The organism is Mesorhizobium sp. BH1-1-4 (assembly GCF_020165665.1).
Lineage (GTDB): Bacteria > Pseudomonadota > Alphaproteobacteria > Rhizobiales > Rhizobiaceae > Mesorhizobium.
In genome coordinates this window covers 148,728-164,727 of sequence record NZ_JAIUIN010000004.1, presented here as the reverse complement: position 1 = coordinate 164,727, position 16,000 = coordinate 148,728, and the positions used below count along the sequence as shown (strand labels likewise).

Below are 16,000 nucleotides of genomic sequence, written 5' to 3'. Positions count from 1 at the left end.
CTGAACCGCCGCCAACATTTCTGCCGGCGGCGGAGATCTTTCGGAAAGAAGGGGAACCGCCCCTATTCGGCTGCGATCGCGAATTCGTCCTTAGTGGGCTCGCCGGCGTCGTCATCGCCGTGACAGTCCCGCGCCCGTGCGTCCGACTGGTCGCCATCCAGTTCGGCGAGCTCTTGCGCCGCGCCATCGTCGAACGCGTCGCCGGGGTCGGACGTTGAGTGCTTCGCCACCCAGTCGGTGATCGCCTCCAGCTTCGGCGCAAACAGAGCTGCTGGATGAACAAAGCGGCCTTCCGCGAAATGCTCGACCAGGGCCGCGCGCGTGTCCTTCACGCGATTGCGCGCCGCGACCGGCGTGCCCTTCAACGAAGCCTCAAGTGCTGCGCGCGACAGGCAAGAGAGGAAATCATCCGTACCCATATTCGGCAGAAACGCGTCCGCGCCGATGGCCTCGCCGGCGATCCGCGCGACGATACCGCTGGCGGATCGGTTTTCCCGGCACGACAACACATCGATCAGCACTGAGCGCACGACTTGCTGCAACGTTTCCCGATCCGGTTTGAGCTTGCCGTCCTCGCTGATCAAGCGCGCGGCGTGCGCGTTGCAGTTTGCGTGTGCATAAGGATTGTCGGAGGAGCCGCTGGCGACGGACACGTTCATGCCGGCGAACGCCAGAACGAGTAAAGCCATCAGTGTGTCGTCCTCGATCCGCGCACGGGCGAACGCCTCATGGAGCGCATCGGTGCGAAGATCGCCGATCATCTCCCTGCCCTTGCGGGTCACGTCCGATCTCTGCGTTGCCACAGCAGCGACGCTGCTGGAACCAGACTTGTCCTTCGCCTCCTTCGTCTCCGGGATGCGGTAGGCAATCGACTGTACTTCACCAGACCGGCCGTCGATGTACCAGGCGGTATGGTCACCTTTGCCAGGCTTCCCATAGACCCGCTCGGCCTTCGCGGGGAGCTTCGGCTGGCCATAGTCGCTCACTTCGACCATCGAGCCACGCTTGGGCAGATTGTTGGCCAGCCATTCCTGCTGCGCCCCGTAAAATGCTGTAAGATCGGTCGTGTACCGGCTGTCCTCATCGGCCGGTGCGAACAGATCCTCCTGCCACACGATGCCGTAAGCCTGGGCGAGATCTTCGCCAAAGCTCGCGTGCTTCGCCAACAGTCGCGTTTTCGTGAGCGCCCGGGCAACTTCATGCCAATAGACTGTGGGATCGGCCTTCTTCGGCTTGTATCTCTTCCAGACCTCGGACTGTTCTCCCTGGCTGGCGGCTGCGATGATCCGCAGATTTTGCTCGGTCGGCATATCGCCCTTCGCCATCTGGTCGAGCATGGCGGGCAGGACGTTGGCGAGCAAGCGCAGCTTGCGGATCTGTCGCACTGGCAGCGCAAGCGCAAGCGCGGTGGATTCCTCGGTCCATCCGAGCGCGACGAGGCGTTCGATCGAACGCCACAGATCTACCGGGTTAAGCGGATCGCGGGCGACGTTTTCGATGAGCGCTCGCATGGCGTCGTGGTCTTCGTCGGGGTTGGCTACGAGTACCTGTATCTCCGCAAGATCGGCGGCGATCGCCTGTGCAACGCGGCGATGGCCGAAATGGATGGTGTAGCCGTTGCCGCCGCCCCGCTCGGGCAGGATGATCGGTGGCTGGATGATGCCGACCGCCTTGATCGTCGCCAGCAGCAACGCATCGGATTGAGGGGTGGATTTCGTCCGGCGCGTCTTGTCGGGGTTCTCCTTCAGCGCACGCGGATCGACCATCATGAGTTCCATGGGATGCTTCTCCATTTCCGGGGTTATGGACCAGGCCTAGCCAGTGGTCCTGTTCCGTCTTCTTCTCGAAGACATCCCTCACCGCGCAGCGCGATCGGGCCGGTGCAATTGCGGGCGAGCATCCCTGTCCGGCGCCCAAGCGGGGCTCACAGCCCTGCGAAGGGCGACGCGGCCGGGATCGCGAGACGCGCGGTTGAGCGTGAGCGTCACCGGCCCGATTACGCTGCGAGGAGGTTCATTTTACGCCGCGATCCGGCTTTCCTTTTTCCCCTTCTTTGCCACGGTTGCTTGCGCTCCAGTCGGTAGCGGCCCCAAGATCAGCCCTCGATTTCGGCGAGCAGTTCGCGCTTCAGCTTGAGTTCGGCCGAAAAGGCAAAGCGTCCCCAACGCGCGGCTGATGGGCGGCAGGCGGCCTGCGAGCATCCGCCAGACGGCGTGCATAATTGTCCCGCTCGCCATGAAAATCGAAAGCGTGCTCAAGCCTGGCGATCGCGCCGAGCGACTGGTCGTGACGAGGAGCTCGACCTCGTGCTTCGAACCGGTTCGCCTGAGCATGGTGATATAATCGAAGCCTTGGCGGAGCGTTCGCTGGCCAACGCCAGATCGAAGCCGCCGATCGAGGCGATGACCACGCGTCGCCGGCGATGGTCATTGGGAAATCATCACCATGTGTCGAAGACCAGGCGCTCGATGTCCTGAGCAATTTCAGCCATGCGCCCTGACGACAGGCTGATCTCGTGTTCGGCGTCGCGGATCTGGCGACGAATGGTATTCATTACCCATGTTTCTCCTCCCTCATCCGGTCAGGTCCTTGTTCCAATCCTCCGTGTTTGGCCGCAGCCGCGCATACTGACTCCCAGTTGCCTTCGCGATAAGCCGGATGCGCTCCCCATAGGCGTCGCCTTGAGCATTGGCATCCGTCGCCGCGACGAGGAGGAGGCCTGGTTGGATAGCGAAGCTGCGGATCGCGGCATCAGCCGCCGGCGCCCACCCACCCCCGGTGCTGACATAGAGCGTGTCCCGCCGCGGACCTTCGATCGCGGCGAGGCTCATTGCGTCGATCGCAGCCTCGGTGACACAGAGCCGTTTGGGGTGTTCGGTACCGAGACGGAACAACTCCTTGGCTCCGCCGACCGCAAAACCCCTCCAGTCAACACCACGCTGCTCCCAGCCAATCACTACGCCGAAAGCATCCATATGTGCGGCCCACATGCTGCCATACGGTCCCTCCCGCAGCAGGTTCTGGCAGTTAGCCTCGACGAGGACGGCGTCCGGGATACATCGCATCTCACTGAGATAGAGCCAGGTCGGCGAGCCCGGCCTTGGCGGTGGACGGCGCATCCACCGCGTTCCTATTGGCCCTGGGCTTTTGCGTCGTGATGACCGCACCCATTCCGGTTCGGAAGAAACAAAGCCGACAAGGCCGCGGACATGAACGAGCGCATCAGCAAACCCCACACCGTCGAGATGGATCACAAGTGAGAACACGTCGCCCTTCGCTTCCGACAGCGGGTCGAACCATCCCTTTCCCTCGTGGATCACGATGACGATCTCGCCGTCACCGCGCCGATATTTGACGGCGCGGCGCGTGCTCTGCTTCGTGTCGACCTTCCAGCCGCCGCGCTCAAGCACGGCTGCACAGGAAACTTGCTCCCGCACGGTTTCGATATCTCTCTTATCCATAGTGTCACCTCAATCGAGAGCCGCGAAGCGGCGCTCGGTCCTTCTTTTTTATCGGGATTGTCCTCCCCTTTTTCTCTGGGGAGACCATCGGCCGGCCGCGAAGACCGAAGGGGGCAAGGGCGCGGCTCCAAGCCCGGCAAATCTGCCGGGTCTGCCCGCGGCGAAGCCTCCCTTGCGCGCTCCCGGGCGCTAGTGGCAGGCAACGGTCCGGCTCAGTGAGTCACGCCTTACTCGAAGGGATCGTACTCGTGGACCACCGTGCCCTCGTCGCCGTCATATTCGCTCGACACCATGACGCCGAACTCGTCGTCGACCCGAAATAGCGTGACCGGGACCATCAAGGTTCGTGCGAGATCGAAGGCGTGGTTCTGAGCGAGGGTGAGATCGTGCGACATCGGTTGGCTCCCGTCCTTGGGCGGGCCCATCCCCGCTTGACAGGCGCCCGTCGTGTTCAGGGCTTGGCCGTGGTCACCTCGAAGACGAAGCCGCAGAGGTCGCACGCTTGCGTAGCGAACCCCTTGCGGGTTGACCGTGGAAGGCCAGGACCTGAACCAGGAAAGCCGGACATGAGAGCGGAGTGGACCTCAAGCGGGACCCCACGCTGTCGCATAGCCCTTCCCGAAGTCGGACATGCCGTCCGCGATCCTTCGCACGGGCCCTGGTCATGCCGGCACGCCAAGGAAGAGTGCGCGCTGAAGGATGCGACTGGCAACGGAGGCTCGCTGGCCGAACGTGTGGATCTTCCTCGGTCGACCGTGTAGCGCATCGCCGGCGCGCTTCAGGCAGCGCGGCTGGTGATCGTGTCTGCTAAGACTAAGGCTCGGGCGGGAGCCGCATGCGCCTGCAGAATCCGCGCACTGTCGCAAGCCGGGATGACTCCGAGTCATCCGTGAGATTCATGGTCTCCTTCTCAAGCCGGGTCGCGGTGAGCCGGCGCCCAAAACGCGGGCCTCGCCCGTCTCGGAGTTCAACGTCAGCTCTCCCAGCCGAATGCCTGGCCCGACGCCGGAGCCCGTTGAATGTCGATCTCCACTGCCGCGAGCTGCATGCCGGCGGACTCGATAAACGGCCCGAGCAGTTGGTAGCGGAAGCTGGCGGCATCGAACCGAGACAGCCAGTCTGGCTCGATCACGCTGGTTAGGGTCGCAATGCCCAGGAGCCTGCACGTCCCGGGAACGGAGCTGATCAATTGGCGCAGGAGCCGTCCTCCGCGACGATCCTTTTTTATGAAAAATCGCGACCATTCGTGGATCTCACGGCCCCGCGGCACCGGTCCGTCGACCAGGTGGGAATAGCGATCCTGGAGAAGATGAGGCGCGCTCGTCGGCAAAAACCTGTAGCCGCCGACGACGTGACCATCGTCTAGCGCGAGCACGTAAACGGTTTGGGGTGTGTCATAGGCATCGACCTCGCGCTCGTCGGGTCGGGCGAGCGTCGCCCACCCACGTTCGCCGACAAAAATGTCGTGACGCAGCCTGTGGTGTTCCTCCAGGAGATCCTGATGGCGAGGGTCAGCGCTCCCTGTGATGAGGCGAATCATGAATGCGGCCACTCCTGTTTGGACCGACACTCTTAGGGGATGCTGTCGCGGGCTATGGCCACCTTTAGCCATTGACGCGCAGCCTCTGCTCAGCCGGCGATCTCCATCGCGGTCAAGGCCTTGACGACGGCCTGAGCGCGCGTGACGGACCCGGTCTTGCGCATCGCGCCGGCGATGTGCTTGTTCACCGTGGAGTCTGATATGCCGAGGATCCGGGAGATCTCCCACGCCGTCTTGCCCTTGGCCACCCAGGTCAGCACCTCGCGTTCTCGAACCGAGAGCGTCAGGCCTTTGGGACGGCTATGGTCGACGAGCAGCTGAAGCCTGCTTGCGAAAGTCAGGGAAAGAACGTTTACCGATTCAAGAGCGCCCTTTTCCGTGATCGGCGCCTCGCCCGCCAGTGAAATGCAGCCGGCAAGCGCGTTGCGGACGGGAATGGGCACACACACGCCGTCCTTCAGCCCGGCATCGGCCGCCTCCATCATGATGCGATCGCCGGCAGAGCCAAACTCGCTGGCTTGTATTGTGGCGTCCTTCCAGGTGAAGGGCGCCCTATGGGCAAGGGAGGCAAGCGCGACCGGATCGCGTTTGATGTATTCGCGCGATACATAGTGAGACATCCAGTCTTCAGGCCAGAAGCGTTCAAGAACCAGGTTTTCGAAACGCTGGCCCTGGCTCGGCAATCCCGTCAGGATAAAGTAGCTGAACCCGAACTGCACGATTGTTGCACGGTAAAGGTCCACAAGTGCCCCGACGCTGGCTGCGTTCGCCAGTTGCAATGCGCCCTGAAGCACGTGCGTGGTATTCATCGCCCGCTCCCTTGCATGAATCCCGCGAAAACGATGGGATCGTACTGATGTCCCAAGCCCCTTGGAAGTGACTTTGAGCCACTGCAAGCTACAATACAAGCTGAGGCGAGAAGCGTTAATGCCGCAGCAAGACTCAGCCGACCAGCGCTGTCAGTTTTCTTTGCAGCTATGTTAGGACACAAGCGGCCCCACATCGTCCTGCGGGAGGATTTTCTGCGTCGAAGGCTCCTTCCCATCCTTGCGTCTTAATTGCGAAAAGACCGCGAACCAAAAGCGGAAGTCGTCTTCGCGGCCGGCATAGCGCGCCGTAAAGGCTGCTGATGCGACCGCCAGCGATGCTCTTGAGCCATATAGGGCAATCGCCGCATCGACGGCCTCGGAAGGACTGGCAAAATGCCACAGTGTCAGCGGATCACCGCCCGCCAGTAAATCGCAATCATATCGTGCCACGCCAAAATCTCCCGCGGGTTGCGTCCGGCGCGGGGCTGAGCAAGCCAGAAGGCCGGACGTTGAATACCCACAGAAGTGAGCCACGGTCTCGGGCATCTGCCCGGACGCTGTCGTGCCGTCCCTGGCCTTGCGGTTGAGGCGCGCGGCATCGATGCCGCTGAGCGCCTCTTGGCGTGAGCCGGATTATTCCAAATCGATGCAGGAAAGGCAAATCGCGGTGCGTGTTCCAGGCTCGAAAAAAAGCGCCAGGAAGGTGGTAATTCTACCACCTATGCCGCTGCCAGCGACTGCTTTAACGGTTGTCTTTTGACCGTGTCCCTTTGAGCTCGAAAACCAGCAGGCGGTAAAGTTCCGGCGAGGACGAGAAAGTCCGCGCGCGCGCGTATTTCTGGACCCGCTCGCTTTCGACCGGAACAGGACTGCCGATGGAGCCAGTGGCAATTGTCTGCTCACAAGACGCAGAGCTCTACATCATCCTCAAATACATTCTTGATGTGGACGGCTACGATACCGTGCTCGCCGGCAACGTCGAGGAGGCGGCGGAACGGACGAGGGAACCATCCGCCGCTGCGGTCATCCTGGACTGCCGTCCGAGCGGCCTTCCAGTCGCCAGGCTATGCGCCCAGTTGAAACAGGACCAGACGACGCGCGCTATCCCGGTTGTCGCGCTGATCGCACCTGGCGCGGAAGACCAGCACATCGCCCTCTTGAAGGCCGGCGTGGACGACAGCCTCATACGGCCTCTGGTGCCGTCGAAGCTGCTTTTTTCCTTGCGGTCGAAGCGATCGACGGGCGCTCGCAGCAATGTTCACGCTCACCACGTTCTTCATTTTGGCGACACCCAAATGCGCCCCGACAGCTTTCGCGTGCGGCGGGGCGAAAGCGAGGTCCAACTCGGGGCGATCGAATTCCGCTTGTTGCGACACCTGCTTGAACAGCCACGCCAAGTTTTCAGCCGCGCGGACCTGATTGCGCGCGCCTGGCCAAACAATATCTACGTCGATGCGCGCACTGTAGACGTGCATGTCAGTCGGCTACGCAAGTCGCTGCAAAAGCTCGGGCCCGGCGTCTCCATCCGAACCGTCCGGTCAGCAGGCTACATGCTTGATGACACGACCGGTTGTTGAACGGCAAAGCCGTTGCCCCGTCGCACCATTTCACACTTCGCCACTTTGCGGAATGCCGAGGGTTTGAAGACCGAGCAGGATGCCCCGGGTCCGGCCCGGGCTGACCCACTTGCTCGAAAATGCCACCCGTTCCAGATTTGCTACAAGAATTGTGAATTTTTGATTGATTATTAATCAGCCAGTCACAAGTAATTAACAACAATTCACGCTTTTTACACTAGTCTAGTCTATATCTATCTTCTCTCACGCAAGGTTTTTCTTGCCGAAAAGACGGGCTCAACGGCCGCGTCTTTTTTGAGACTTTAATTGCGAAAAGAGGTTCAGATGTCGGCAACAGATCCCCTAAGAGCTGGGCACGCCACCCGTTTCCGCAACACCGCCTCGGTCATCGATCGGACGCGAATGTATTTTGACGAGGCTCATCGCCGCGGGCTTATGGCCGTCTATGGGCGCTCAATGGAAGGAAGGGCCGTCTCACTGACGGCCGGAGAGCGTCGCGGTACTGTCATCACAGATTATGTGCGCTGTTCCTATCTTGGCCTGGACAATCATCCGGCTGTCATTGCCGGCGCAATTGCCGCAGTAGAAGAATATGGCTCACTCCACTGGTCGTGCGCGCGCACACGGCTGAATTTCGGACTCATAGGGGATCTTGAGGACACCCTTTCCCAACTCTTTGGGGCGCGCGTCATCGCGTATTCAACGGTCATGGTCGCCAATATGGGGGCGCTGCCGATTATTGCCTCCGGACATCTGACGGATGGACAGAGACCGGTCATGGTTTTCGACCGTCTCGCCCATGCCTCGCTCGCCTTTCATAAGCCGGTGATGGCGCAGGAAACGCAAGTCGAGACAATTCCTCACAATGATCTCGATGCCTTGGAGCAGATTTGCCGCAAGCATCCAGCCGTCGCCTACGTGTGCGATGGCGTCTATTCGATGGGCGGCTTCGCGCCGATCGAAGGGCTTCTACGGTTGCAGGAAAAATACGGCCTTTTCCTCTACATCGACGACGCGCACGGAATTTCGATCTTTGGCGATACCGGACAAGGTTTCGTGCGCTCGCAATTGCCCTCTGAACTCGGCACGCGCACGATCGTCGCGGCCTCGCTCGGCAAGGGCTTCGGCGCTTCGGGCGGCATGCTCATGCTTGGGACGGCGCATCAGGAAGGGCTATTTCGCTGCTATTCGATCCCGCATGCGTTCTCCGCTTCGCCCAATGTCGCAGCCATTGGCGCCGGCCTCGCCTCGGCGAACATCCACCAAGCGAGCGAACTCAAGCTCCGCCAAGGTCGATTGGCCGAGCGCATCGCCGTTTTCGACGAGCGCATCGAGACAGATCAACGCGGCGCCCCGCTGCCAATTCGCATGGTCATGGTGGGCGACGAGTTCGCGGCCATCAATTTCGCAGCGCGCCTGCTGGATGACGGCTTTTATACGTCCGTGACGTTCTTTCCCACGGTTGCTCGCGGCCGCGCAGGCATACGCATCTGCCTAACGGCAAATCACGAGCTTTCGAACCTGGAGCAGCTCTGCTCCAAGATTGTGCGCGAACAACAGGCGCTTGCCGCGGCCTGAGCCATACGATGCCGACGCAGCATCAAGTCTGCTCCGGTCGCGGCTACTCGGGTCACCTTCCACACAATGAAATTCATCCAGACAACACGGATTATGGGAGTTTGGCATCATGGCCTGCCAACATCAAACAAGCATCTCGCGCCTTGCTCTTGAGCGCGCGAAAAAGGTCATGCCTGGCGGAAACACACGCAGCAGCGTCTACGAGGCACCCTTTCCGCTTTATCTGAAATCCGGAAATGGAGCGCATGTAGTCGACGTAGACGGGAACGCCTATCTGGATTTCCAGAACAATTTCACTGCCCTGATCCATGGGTACGACCACCCCGGTGTGAATTCGGCGCTGATGGCACAAATCCGCCGGGGGCTCAGTTTCGCCAATCCCACCGAAAGCGAGATCGACCTCGCCGAGATACTTTGCCACAGGGTGCCCTTCTTCGAGCAGGTGCGCTTCACAAACACAGGTTCTGAAGCGGTAATGATGGCCATCAAGGCCGCGCGCGCCATCACCAGGCGCCCGAAAATCGCCAAATGTGAAGGTGCCTACCACGGCAATTACGACTATGTGGAAGTAAGTCTCGATCCCGTTCCTGCCGACTGGCAAACGGGGGCCGCAAAGGGCAAGGCCTACAACGATGGAACCCCGGCGTCGGTCTTGGCCGAGGTGGTTGTCATTCCCTTCAACGACGTTGTTGCCACTGAGCGGGTGCTGGAGCGGCATAAGAAGACGCTGGCGTGCGTTGTCGTCGACCCTCTCCCATCGCGCGTGGGGTTGGTGCCCGTCGACCTTTCCTACCTGCGCTTCCTGCGCGAGTTCACGGCCCGCCACGGAATCTTGCTGATCTCGGATGAAGTTCTGAGTTTCCGGCTAAGCTATCGCGGCGCGATCTCCACTTATGGGGTAGAACCAGACCTGTGCACCTTCGGCAAGATCGTCGGCGGTGGACTGCCTATCGGGGCTGTCGCTGGCAGGGCCGAAACCATGCGGGTGTTTGACCCAAGCCGCGGCAAGCCTCCCGTCTCTCAGTCAGGCACCTTCACCGCCAATCCGCTCAGCATGGTGGCGGGTGCAGCCGCCATGCGCGCCCTTAGCGAAGTGGAAATCGAGCGGCTCAACGCTCTGGGAGCGCAAGCGCGTTCGCAGCTCAGCGCAGCACTCGCTGCCTCCGCTGTAGGAGGGCATGTCACCGGCGCCGGTTCGCTTTTTTGCGTATTCATCGGTGACCGAGACGTGAAGGACTACGCAAGCGCCTACCATGCATGGCAGCAAAGACAGCGCCTTTCGCAGTTCATCGCGCTCTGTCGCGACGAAGGGATTCTGCTTTCGCGCATTGGCCTAGGCGCCCTCTCGACCCCCATGGCGACGGCCGAGATCGCCACGCTCACCGTTCGGTTCGGTCGAGCTTTGGCCAAGCTTGCCGACACAACATCCGCCGCTGTCGCGTGAGGCAGGAGAATGACTGCCATGAAGGGCGCCTTTGCTGCTGTGAGCGACCGTTTATCGCTGCTCGCCTATCTCCTGCTCGCCGCCGTCTCGATCTGGTGGGCAGGTTCCTATCTTCTCATCAAGATTGCCGTTCTGGATGTGCCTCCGGCGACCTTAGCCACGGCCAGGCTCCTCATCGCCGCCGTCGTGCTGCTCGTGTGGCTGAGGCTAAGCGATGCGGGACCCCTTCCGTTGAATCTTGGTTCATGGGCGCGTTATGCCCGGATAGCGTTGTTCGGCCACGCGGCGCCTCTTTATCTGATCGCTTGGGCGTCCATGACGGTGCCCGTAAGCGAAATGGCGATCCTGGTCGCCACCACGCCTTTGTTTGCGGTGCTCTTCGCCCATCTTGCCCGGCGCGAGTGGCCATCACGCGCGACCCTCTTCGGTCTGTCGGCAGGCTTCATTGGGCTCGCTGCATTCCTGAGCCTTTCCACAGTTTCCACATCGCATGCGAGCAGAAGTGCGGCACCCCTTCTGGCCCTGTTGGCAGCAGCTGCATGCTATGCGCTTTCGGCCCGCACAGTGGCCCGGTTGCAGGACGGAAATGCCCTCGTGACCGGAACGGCTGTCATGATCTGCGCAATTCCCATGTTGCTGCCGCTAAGCCTCGCCTTCGAGCGGCCCTGGATGATTACCCCAACCGTGCGGACTGTGGCCGCCCTCCTGCTCCTCGGCGTCATGTCCACGGCAGTGGTCTACGTCGTCTACTATCGACTGATACGGTTGAGCGGGCCAGCGTTTGCAAGCATGCATCATTACCTTGTCCCGCCCTTAAGTATTGTGCTCAGCGCAGCATTTCTGGGCGAAGGATTGAATCTATTTCAAATACTTCTCATGGGACCGATAATCGCAAGCATCGTCATTGCTCACGGACTGATCTCACAAAAATTATGACACGCCTTTTCAGGAGAACGATCATGTATGCTCTTGAGACGCCGCGGCTGTTCATTCGCCCCTTGGCCATTACGGATATGGAAGACATTCATCGCCTGCACACCGATCCCCTCGTCGTGCAATCGCTGTTTTCCGGCGAGCCTCCCTCGCCTCAGCACACGCGGGAAAAGATCGAGCTGTATGTGCGAGACTGGCGGCAGAATGGCTTTGGCTTTTTCGGCGTGATCTTGAAAGGACATTGCCAGGCAGAGCGCGAATTCGTGGGCCGCGCTGGCTTGCGCTATTTCGAAGATACGGCGGATGTCGAGTACGGCCTTTGCCTGTTTGGGCATGTTGCCGGCCGAGGGATCGGTCCAGAACTTGGCACGGCAATCCTGCGCTATGCGTTCGAAGAACTCGGCCTGGAGCGGGTGGTTGCGCTGATCCGGCCAGAGAACGAACGCGCTGTTCGCGCCGCCGAAAAGATCGGATTCACGCATGTCGAAGACAGACAGTATGGCGATCGCGTGAAGGGCTTTTACGAGGTGCGGCCGGGCCCAGTACGGCAGCGCTCCCAGAGCGGCGGACCCAGCAGACAAGCGGGCTGATGGTGAAACGCTCGATCGCGATTAACGCGCCGACAGGGGCAGAACTTGTGAGCGTCTTGACGAAGGAGACTGATGTGCCAGACCATGAGAAGCAAGTTTGCGATCTCGTCGTTCACAACGCGGTGCTGCTGACGGTCGATGAAACAGACAAGGTGATCGCGAACGGCGCCATCGCGGTTCATGACGGGGTCATTGTTGCTGTCGAGAACAGTCGCGACGTTCTCTCCCGCTACAAGTCGCGCCAGTCGCTCGACGCTGGTGGTGGTATCGTCCATCCCGGCTTCATCGACGCCCATGTCCATATTTCCCAATACACCTCTCGCAGCATCCTTTCCTCCATGGAGGGGACGAGTATCACGATGGGCGACTGGAAGAGCGCCCTGACCCCGCAAGATGAGCATGCGAGCGCGGCCTTGGCGGCCGTCGACTATCTAAGGAGCGGCTACACGGGCTTCGTCGACCCAGGCACGATCTTCTCGCCTGACGCGGTCGCCCCGGTCGCGGATGAATTCGGCATTCGCATATGGCTGACCGATCCCTACGTCGCCGACGCCGGCATCGAGCTCAAGAAACACTTTCCGGAGCTTGTCAGCGAGCCATTCCTTGCCCTATGGCCAAAAAATCGGGACGAAGCCTTCCGCCGCCTTGGCTCGCAACTGTTTCGCAACAGGAACAAGAACAGTCTCGTCAGGGCCTTTGTCGGCCTCTACGGCGAAGGCACGGACTCCGAAGCGCTCTTTCGCGCCGCCTTCGAGTTGGCGCGTGAGCATGGCGTGCAGATGCAGGAGCATCTGGGCTACGCGCCTCTTCTATACCGGCAGCGCGAATCGGTGCTCAGGGTCAGCATGATGCAGCACATGAGCAGTGAGGGCCTCCTCGACAGCCATGTCACCTTTGTGCACATGAATGCTGTTCATCCCGGCGACGTCCGGCTCCTCGCAGCGCATGGCGTGGGCGTTGTGTGGTGCCCCTACGGACAATTGCAAATGCTTGGGCGCGGCGGCGCCGAAGGCCGAATGGTGGAGCTGCATAGGGCCGGCGTGGCTGTCGGCATCGCAAGCGACATTCCTCGCGTCGTTCATTTCAGCGCCCTTGGCACATTGGCCGCGGTCACGGCGGCGGCGACGGGTCTAGCCGCGACGGGCCGTGAAATCCTGCGCATGCGCACGGTCGGTTCCGCTGCCACGGTGGGCGCCGCTTCCGAGCTTGGCAGTCTCGAGATCGGCAAGCGCGCCGACTTTGTCGTCCGCCGGCCCGACGTCTCTGAAAACCTGGGGCGTGATCCCGCGCTGGAATTCGCGGTCATAGCCGACGCCAGCACCATTGATTCAGTGTTCGTTGACGGGAAGTGCGTGGTAAAGCATGGCGAAGTGCTGAAGGACGACACGCCCGCCGTGGTTGCCCGTGCCCATCAGTCGGTGCGAAGCCTTGCCGCCCGCCTTGACCTGACACGTCACTGAATCTCGCTCAACAGCAAGATAGATCACACATTCGACACACGGCTCTCCCGGCGCAATATCAAGCAAACTGGGCGAGCTTGCGAGTGACAAAGCTACTCTCACCTGTTATGTTCGACAAAGCGCACGACTTGGCTAACAGCATAGGAGATAGCAAAATGGCCAAGACCCTGAGAATGCGGTCGTCACCGACTGCTCCGCAACAGCCCCTCGTTGCGAAAAAGAAGCGCATGCGGGGTCCGATCCGGAAGAACGCCGACAAGGACACGCCGGGTGAGCAGACGTTTGTCGTTCGGCAGACGCTTCGTGCCGCTATACGCAAAGGCCTGATCGGCTCGAAGGACGAGCGGATCACAGCACGTTTGAGCCATGCGCTCATTGAGCAAGCCAAACTGCAGACGGGGATCAAGGGCGACACCGAGTTGCTGGAATTCGCCCTTGCGAATGTCGCGCTCGAGGACAATTTCCCCGCGACGATGAACAAGCTCGCGGGAACCATCGATCCAGACATCAAGCTCGGCTTCTGATTGAGGTTTGAGTGTCAGAATTTGATGTTGAAGCAGCCCTTCGCTCGCTGAGAGGCTTTCCGACCAAAACACTTGCTCGCCGACCTGATGATCAACTGTCCTTCGTGAACGAGGGCGAGCTCGGTGGCCAAGCCCTATTGCTTGACACCTGTGTGTACATCGACAGGCTCCAAGGCAAAGCCCCTGTGTTGGTGAAGCAGATCATGGACGCTCGGCACAACAACCACTCAGCCATCTGCATTCAGGAGTTGGGCCATACGCTTGGTGTGCTGAAGCCCAAAGATACCCGTACCCCGGGCGTCTACCGAGCTGTGTCGGAGGTAATCCGATCCATGCCCAGACACCGGATCCTAACGCCTGATGCGGACGTCCTTGGCCGCGCTGCTGTTTTGAATGGCGTGCTCTGTCGCCTACAGGGCTATCAGAACGACCAGAAGCTGCGCTGCCTGTACGACTGCACCCTATATCTGCAGGCATCGAAATCGGGCCTCGTTCTGTTGACTCGAAACATCGCCGACTACGACTTCTGCGGACAACTCTTTCCTGGCGGCAAAGTCCTTTTCTACAGGTAGCGCCACTGCTGCGTTCGCCACCTTTTGAGACAGACTGGACTTGCCTGACCAGGCTCAGGCGCAAAGACCAATCCTGGAAGCGAGCGAGCGCGCCGATTGGTGCGCTGAAGCGATGACGGTGCCTTCATCCAGGGTGAGGACCTTACCGCGATCGACGACCTGACGGCCGCCCACGAACACCGCCTCCACGGTTTGGCGGCCGCCGATCACCGCCAGCTCGAGCCCCGGATCGAAGCCGAAATTTACCGAAGCGCTTGGGCTGCGCACCACGAAATCGGCGCGCTTGCCAAGCTCCAGACTTCCCAGTTCCGTCTCGGCGCCGATGGTTGCTGCTGCGCCCAGTGTACGCATGCGCAGAATTTCGCGCGGCGTTGCCGGCTGTCCCGAGGCAGCGGCAGCGCAGGTGGCCAGGCTTCCAAGCGCATCGAAATCAGCAACACGGGGGATGTCGCTGGCGATGCCGACGGCGACGCCGGACCGGTGCAGTTCCACCATGCGCGCCTGCGCACCGTGCTGACCCAGCATCTGCAATTGGCCCCAGGGACACCAGACTGTGCGCACGCCATGCTTGGCCAGAACAGAAATCTCGTCTTCGCGCACCAAGTTCATGTGAATGAAGGTGACATGGGCGTCCAAGAAGCCGCGTTCCTCGAACCACCTCAGCAACGGGCGCCCCAGCGTCTTCTCCCGCTTGAGCTGAAATGCCGGAAGATAGCCCAGATGCTCTTGCAACCGCACACCGTGATCGCGGGCAAGGCTCAGCGCGGCTTGGTAGAGTTCGGGTGAATCGGTGGCCTCTCCATAGAGTCCGATGAAGGCTTTCACCAGGCTGTCCTGGTTCCTGTTACGGAAAAGCTGGGACCCCAGTCTCTTGAGCGCTTCATCGGTGTTTCGTGGCCAGCGAGCAAGAAAGCTTTCGCTGACGAGTTCAGGCAAATTCGCGGCCAGCGCCTCGCCGCCATCGGCAACGTATGGATCGGTGAGCCAGATGCGGATCCCGGCTTCATCGGCAACGGTTGCGACTGCATCGGGGGCAAAAACGGTACCTGGATCGACAAAACCCGTATAGCCGCACAGCAGGTAGTCGAGCGCCGCCAAAAGGGCGCTTACGCGCTCGTCCTGTGGCGTTAGCTCGCCTTTCCAATGCCCCATGGTAACGGATGTCCCGTCCATCAAGGGCAAGATGCTGCGTGCGGTGTATTGGGAGACATGGACGTGGGCATCGATAAAGCCCGGATGGATCATGCCACCGCGCGCATCCAACAAGTGCTCTGAGGTATACTTGGCGAAGATCTCGTCTTGCTGCTCAAGCGCGACAATGCGCCCATTTCGTGCCGCAAGCGCGCCGCCCGCGACAACGCGGTCATCGGCGTCCACGGTAAGGATCGTGGCATTGTGGACAATGAGATCACAGTGTTGCGGCCCGTTGGACCCGGCCGGCGCCTTGAAGGTGGTTGTTGCAAAGGGCATGACAAGGATCCGCGATAGGGGTGGCAATCAGAACACACTCAA

General features: G+C 60.8%; 15 protein-coding genes. 8 read left to right on the top strand and 7 right to left on the bottom strand.

Annotation, left to right across the window (positions count from 1 at the left end; translation table 11 throughout):
* Positions 1 to 62: 62 nt before the first annotated feature.
* The 6 genes from LB569_RS09780 to LB569_RS09755 all read right to left on the bottom strand — a co-directional run bounded on the left by LB569_RS09780 (position 63) and on the right by LB569_RS09755 (position 6,260).
* Positions 63 to 1,778 (bottom strand): ParB N-terminal domain-containing protein, encoded by a 1,716-nt coding sequence (locus tag LB569_RS09780; protein ID WP_224692041.1) that lies wholly within the window; start codon positions 1,776 to 1,778, stop codon positions 63 to 65.
* Between the two features lie 795 nt (positions 1,779 to 2,573).
* The gene (locus tag LB569_RS09775) at positions 2,574 to 3,461 is read right to left on the bottom strand and encodes a DUF3991 and TOPRIM domain-containing protein (RefSeq protein WP_224692040.1); all 888 of its coding nucleotides are present in this window, start codon (positions 3,459 to 3,461) and stop codon (positions 2,574 to 2,576) included.
* Positions 3,462 to 3,688: 227 nt separating this feature from the next.
* Positions 3,689 to 3,856, bottom strand: a complete 168-nt coding sequence (locus LB569_RS09770; RefSeq protein ID WP_224692039.1) for a hypothetical protein — start codon at positions 3,854 to 3,856, stop codon at positions 3,689 to 3,691.
* A 578-nt stretch (positions 3,857 to 4,434) separates the two neighbouring features.
* Positions 4,435 to 5,001: an acyl-homoserine-lactone synthase gene (locus tag LB569_RS09765; RefSeq protein WP_224692038.1), complete on the bottom strand. Its 567-nt coding sequence runs from the start codon at positions 4,999 to 5,001 to the stop codon at positions 4,435 to 4,437.
* Positions 5,002 to 5,090: 89 nt separating this feature from the next.
* Positions 5,091 to 5,810, bottom strand: coding sequence for a LuxR family transcriptional regulator (locus LB569_RS09760; RefSeq protein WP_224692037.1), 720 nt, complete (start codon positions 5,808 to 5,810; stop codon positions 5,091 to 5,093).
* Between the two features lie 171 nt (positions 5,811 to 5,981).
* Positions 5,982 to 6,260 (bottom strand): hypothetical protein, encoded by a 279-nt coding sequence (locus tag LB569_RS09755; RefSeq protein ID WP_224692036.1) that lies wholly within the window; start codon positions 6,258 to 6,260, stop codon positions 5,982 to 5,984.
* 425 nt (positions 6,261 to 6,685) lie between these two features.
* Between LB569_RS09755 and LB569_RS09750 the strand changes: the two genes are divergently transcribed.
* The 8 genes from LB569_RS09750 (at position 6,686) to LB569_RS09715 (ending at position 14,488) form a co-directional block, all read left to right on the top strand.
* Positions 6,686 to 7,387 (top strand): response regulator transcription factor, encoded by a 702-nt coding sequence (locus LB569_RS09750; protein WP_224692035.1) that lies wholly within the window; start codon positions 6,686 to 6,688, stop codon positions 7,385 to 7,387.
* Between the two features lie 324 nt (positions 7,388 to 7,711).
* Positions 7,712 to 8,965, top strand: coding sequence for an aminotransferase class I/II-fold pyridoxal phosphate-dependent enzyme (locus LB569_RS09745; protein WP_224692034.1), 1,254 nt, complete (start codon positions 7,712 to 7,714; stop codon positions 8,963 to 8,965).
* A 109-nt stretch (positions 8,966 to 9,074) separates the two neighbouring features.
* Positions 9,075 to 10,409 carry an aspartate aminotransferase family protein gene (locus tag LB569_RS09740; protein ID WP_224692033.1) on the top strand — a complete coding sequence of 445 codons (1,335 nt, stop codon included), beginning with the start codon at positions 9,075 to 9,077 and terminating at the stop codon, positions 10,407 to 10,409.
* Positions 10,410 to 10,427: 18 nt separating this feature from the next.
* Positions 10,428 to 11,345 (top strand): DMT family transporter, encoded by a 918-nt coding sequence (locus tag LB569_RS09735; RefSeq protein WP_224692032.1) that lies wholly within the window; start codon positions 10,428 to 10,430, stop codon positions 11,343 to 11,345.
* Positions 11,346 to 11,368: 23 nt separating this feature from the next.
* A complete protein-coding gene (locus tag LB569_RS09730) occupies positions 11,369 to 11,932 on the top strand; it encodes a GNAT family N-acetyltransferase (protein WP_224692031.1) in 564 nt (187 codons plus the stop codon).
* Positions 11,932 to 13,392, top strand: coding sequence for an amidohydrolase family protein (locus LB569_RS09725; protein ID WP_224692030.1), 1,461 nt, complete (start codon positions 11,932 to 11,934; stop codon positions 13,390 to 13,392). The genes LB569_RS09730 and LB569_RS09725 overlap by 1 nt, the downstream gene beginning before the upstream one ends.
* Positions 13,393 to 13,547: 155 nt before the next feature.
* Complete coding sequence (locus LB569_RS09720) at positions 13,548 to 13,916, top strand: hypothetical protein (RefSeq protein WP_224692029.1); 369 nt, start codon at positions 13,548 to 13,550, stop codon at positions 13,914 to 13,916.
* 11 nt (positions 13,917 to 13,927) lie between these two features.
* The gene (locus LB569_RS09715) at positions 13,928 to 14,488 is read left to right on the top strand and encodes a type II toxin-antitoxin system VapC family toxin (protein ID WP_224692028.1); all 561 of its coding nucleotides are present in this window, start codon (positions 13,928 to 13,930) and stop codon (positions 14,486 to 14,488) included.
* A gap of 54 nt (positions 14,489 to 14,542) precedes the next feature.
* On the opposite strand, the gene LB569_RS09710 is transcribed toward LB569_RS09715, so the two are convergent.
* Positions 14,543 to 15,958 carry an amidohydrolase family protein gene (locus LB569_RS09710; protein ID WP_224692027.1) on the bottom strand — a complete coding sequence of 472 codons (1,416 nt, stop codon included), beginning with the start codon at positions 15,956 to 15,958 and terminating at the stop codon, positions 14,543 to 14,545.
* Positions 15,959 to 16,000: the final 42 nt, after the last annotated feature.

Bases quoted from the DNA above. Each gene is read 5' to 3' on its own strand.
- LB569_RS09780 (WP_224692041.1), bottom strand. From the start codon at position 1,778: ATGGAACTCATGATGGTCGATCCGCGTGCGCTGAAGGAGAACCCCGAC.
- LB569_RS09745 (WP_224692034.1), top strand. From the start codon at position 7,712: ATGTCGGCAACAGATCCCCTAAGAGCTGGGCACGCCACCCGTTTCCGC.
- LB569_RS09775 (WP_224692040.1), bottom strand. From the start codon at position 3,461: ATGGATAAGAGAGATATCGAAACCGTGCGGGAGCAAGTTTCCTGTGCA.
- LB569_RS09730 (WP_224692031.1), top strand. From the start codon at position 11,369: ATGTATGCTCTTGAGACGCCGCGGCTGTTCATTCGCCCCTTGGCCATT.
- LB569_RS09735 (WP_224692032.1), top strand. From the start codon at position 10,428: ATGAAGGGCGCCTTTGCTGCTGTGAGCGACCGTTTATCGCTGCTCGCC.
- LB569_RS09770 (WP_224692039.1), bottom strand. From the start codon at position 3,856: ATGTCGCACGATCTCACCCTCGCTCAGAACCACGCCTTCGATCTCGCA.
- LB569_RS09710 (WP_224692027.1), bottom strand. From the start codon at position 15,958: ATGCCCTTTGCAACAACCACCTTCAAGGCGCCGGCCGGGTCCAACGGG.
- LB569_RS09720 (WP_224692029.1), top strand. From the start codon at position 13,548: ATGGCCAAGACCCTGAGAATGCGGTCGTCACCGACTGCTCCGCAACAG.
- LB569_RS09725 (WP_224692030.1), top strand. From the start codon at position 11,932: ATGGTGAAACGCTCGATCGCGATTAACGCGCCGACAGGGGCAGAACTT.
- LB569_RS09750 (WP_224692035.1), top strand. From the start codon at position 6,686: ATGGAGCCAGTGGCAATTGTCTGCTCACAAGACGCAGAGCTCTACATC.
- LB569_RS09740 (WP_224692033.1), top strand. From the start codon at position 9,075: ATGGCCTGCCAACATCAAACAAGCATCTCGCGCCTTGCTCTTGAGCGC.
- LB569_RS09765 (WP_224692038.1), bottom strand. From the start codon at position 5,001: ATGATTCGCCTCATCACAGGGAGCGCTGACCCTCGCCATCAGGATCTC.
- LB569_RS09760 (WP_224692037.1), bottom strand. From the start codon at position 5,810: ATGAATACCACGCACGTGCTTCAGGGCGCATTGCAACTGGCGAACGCA.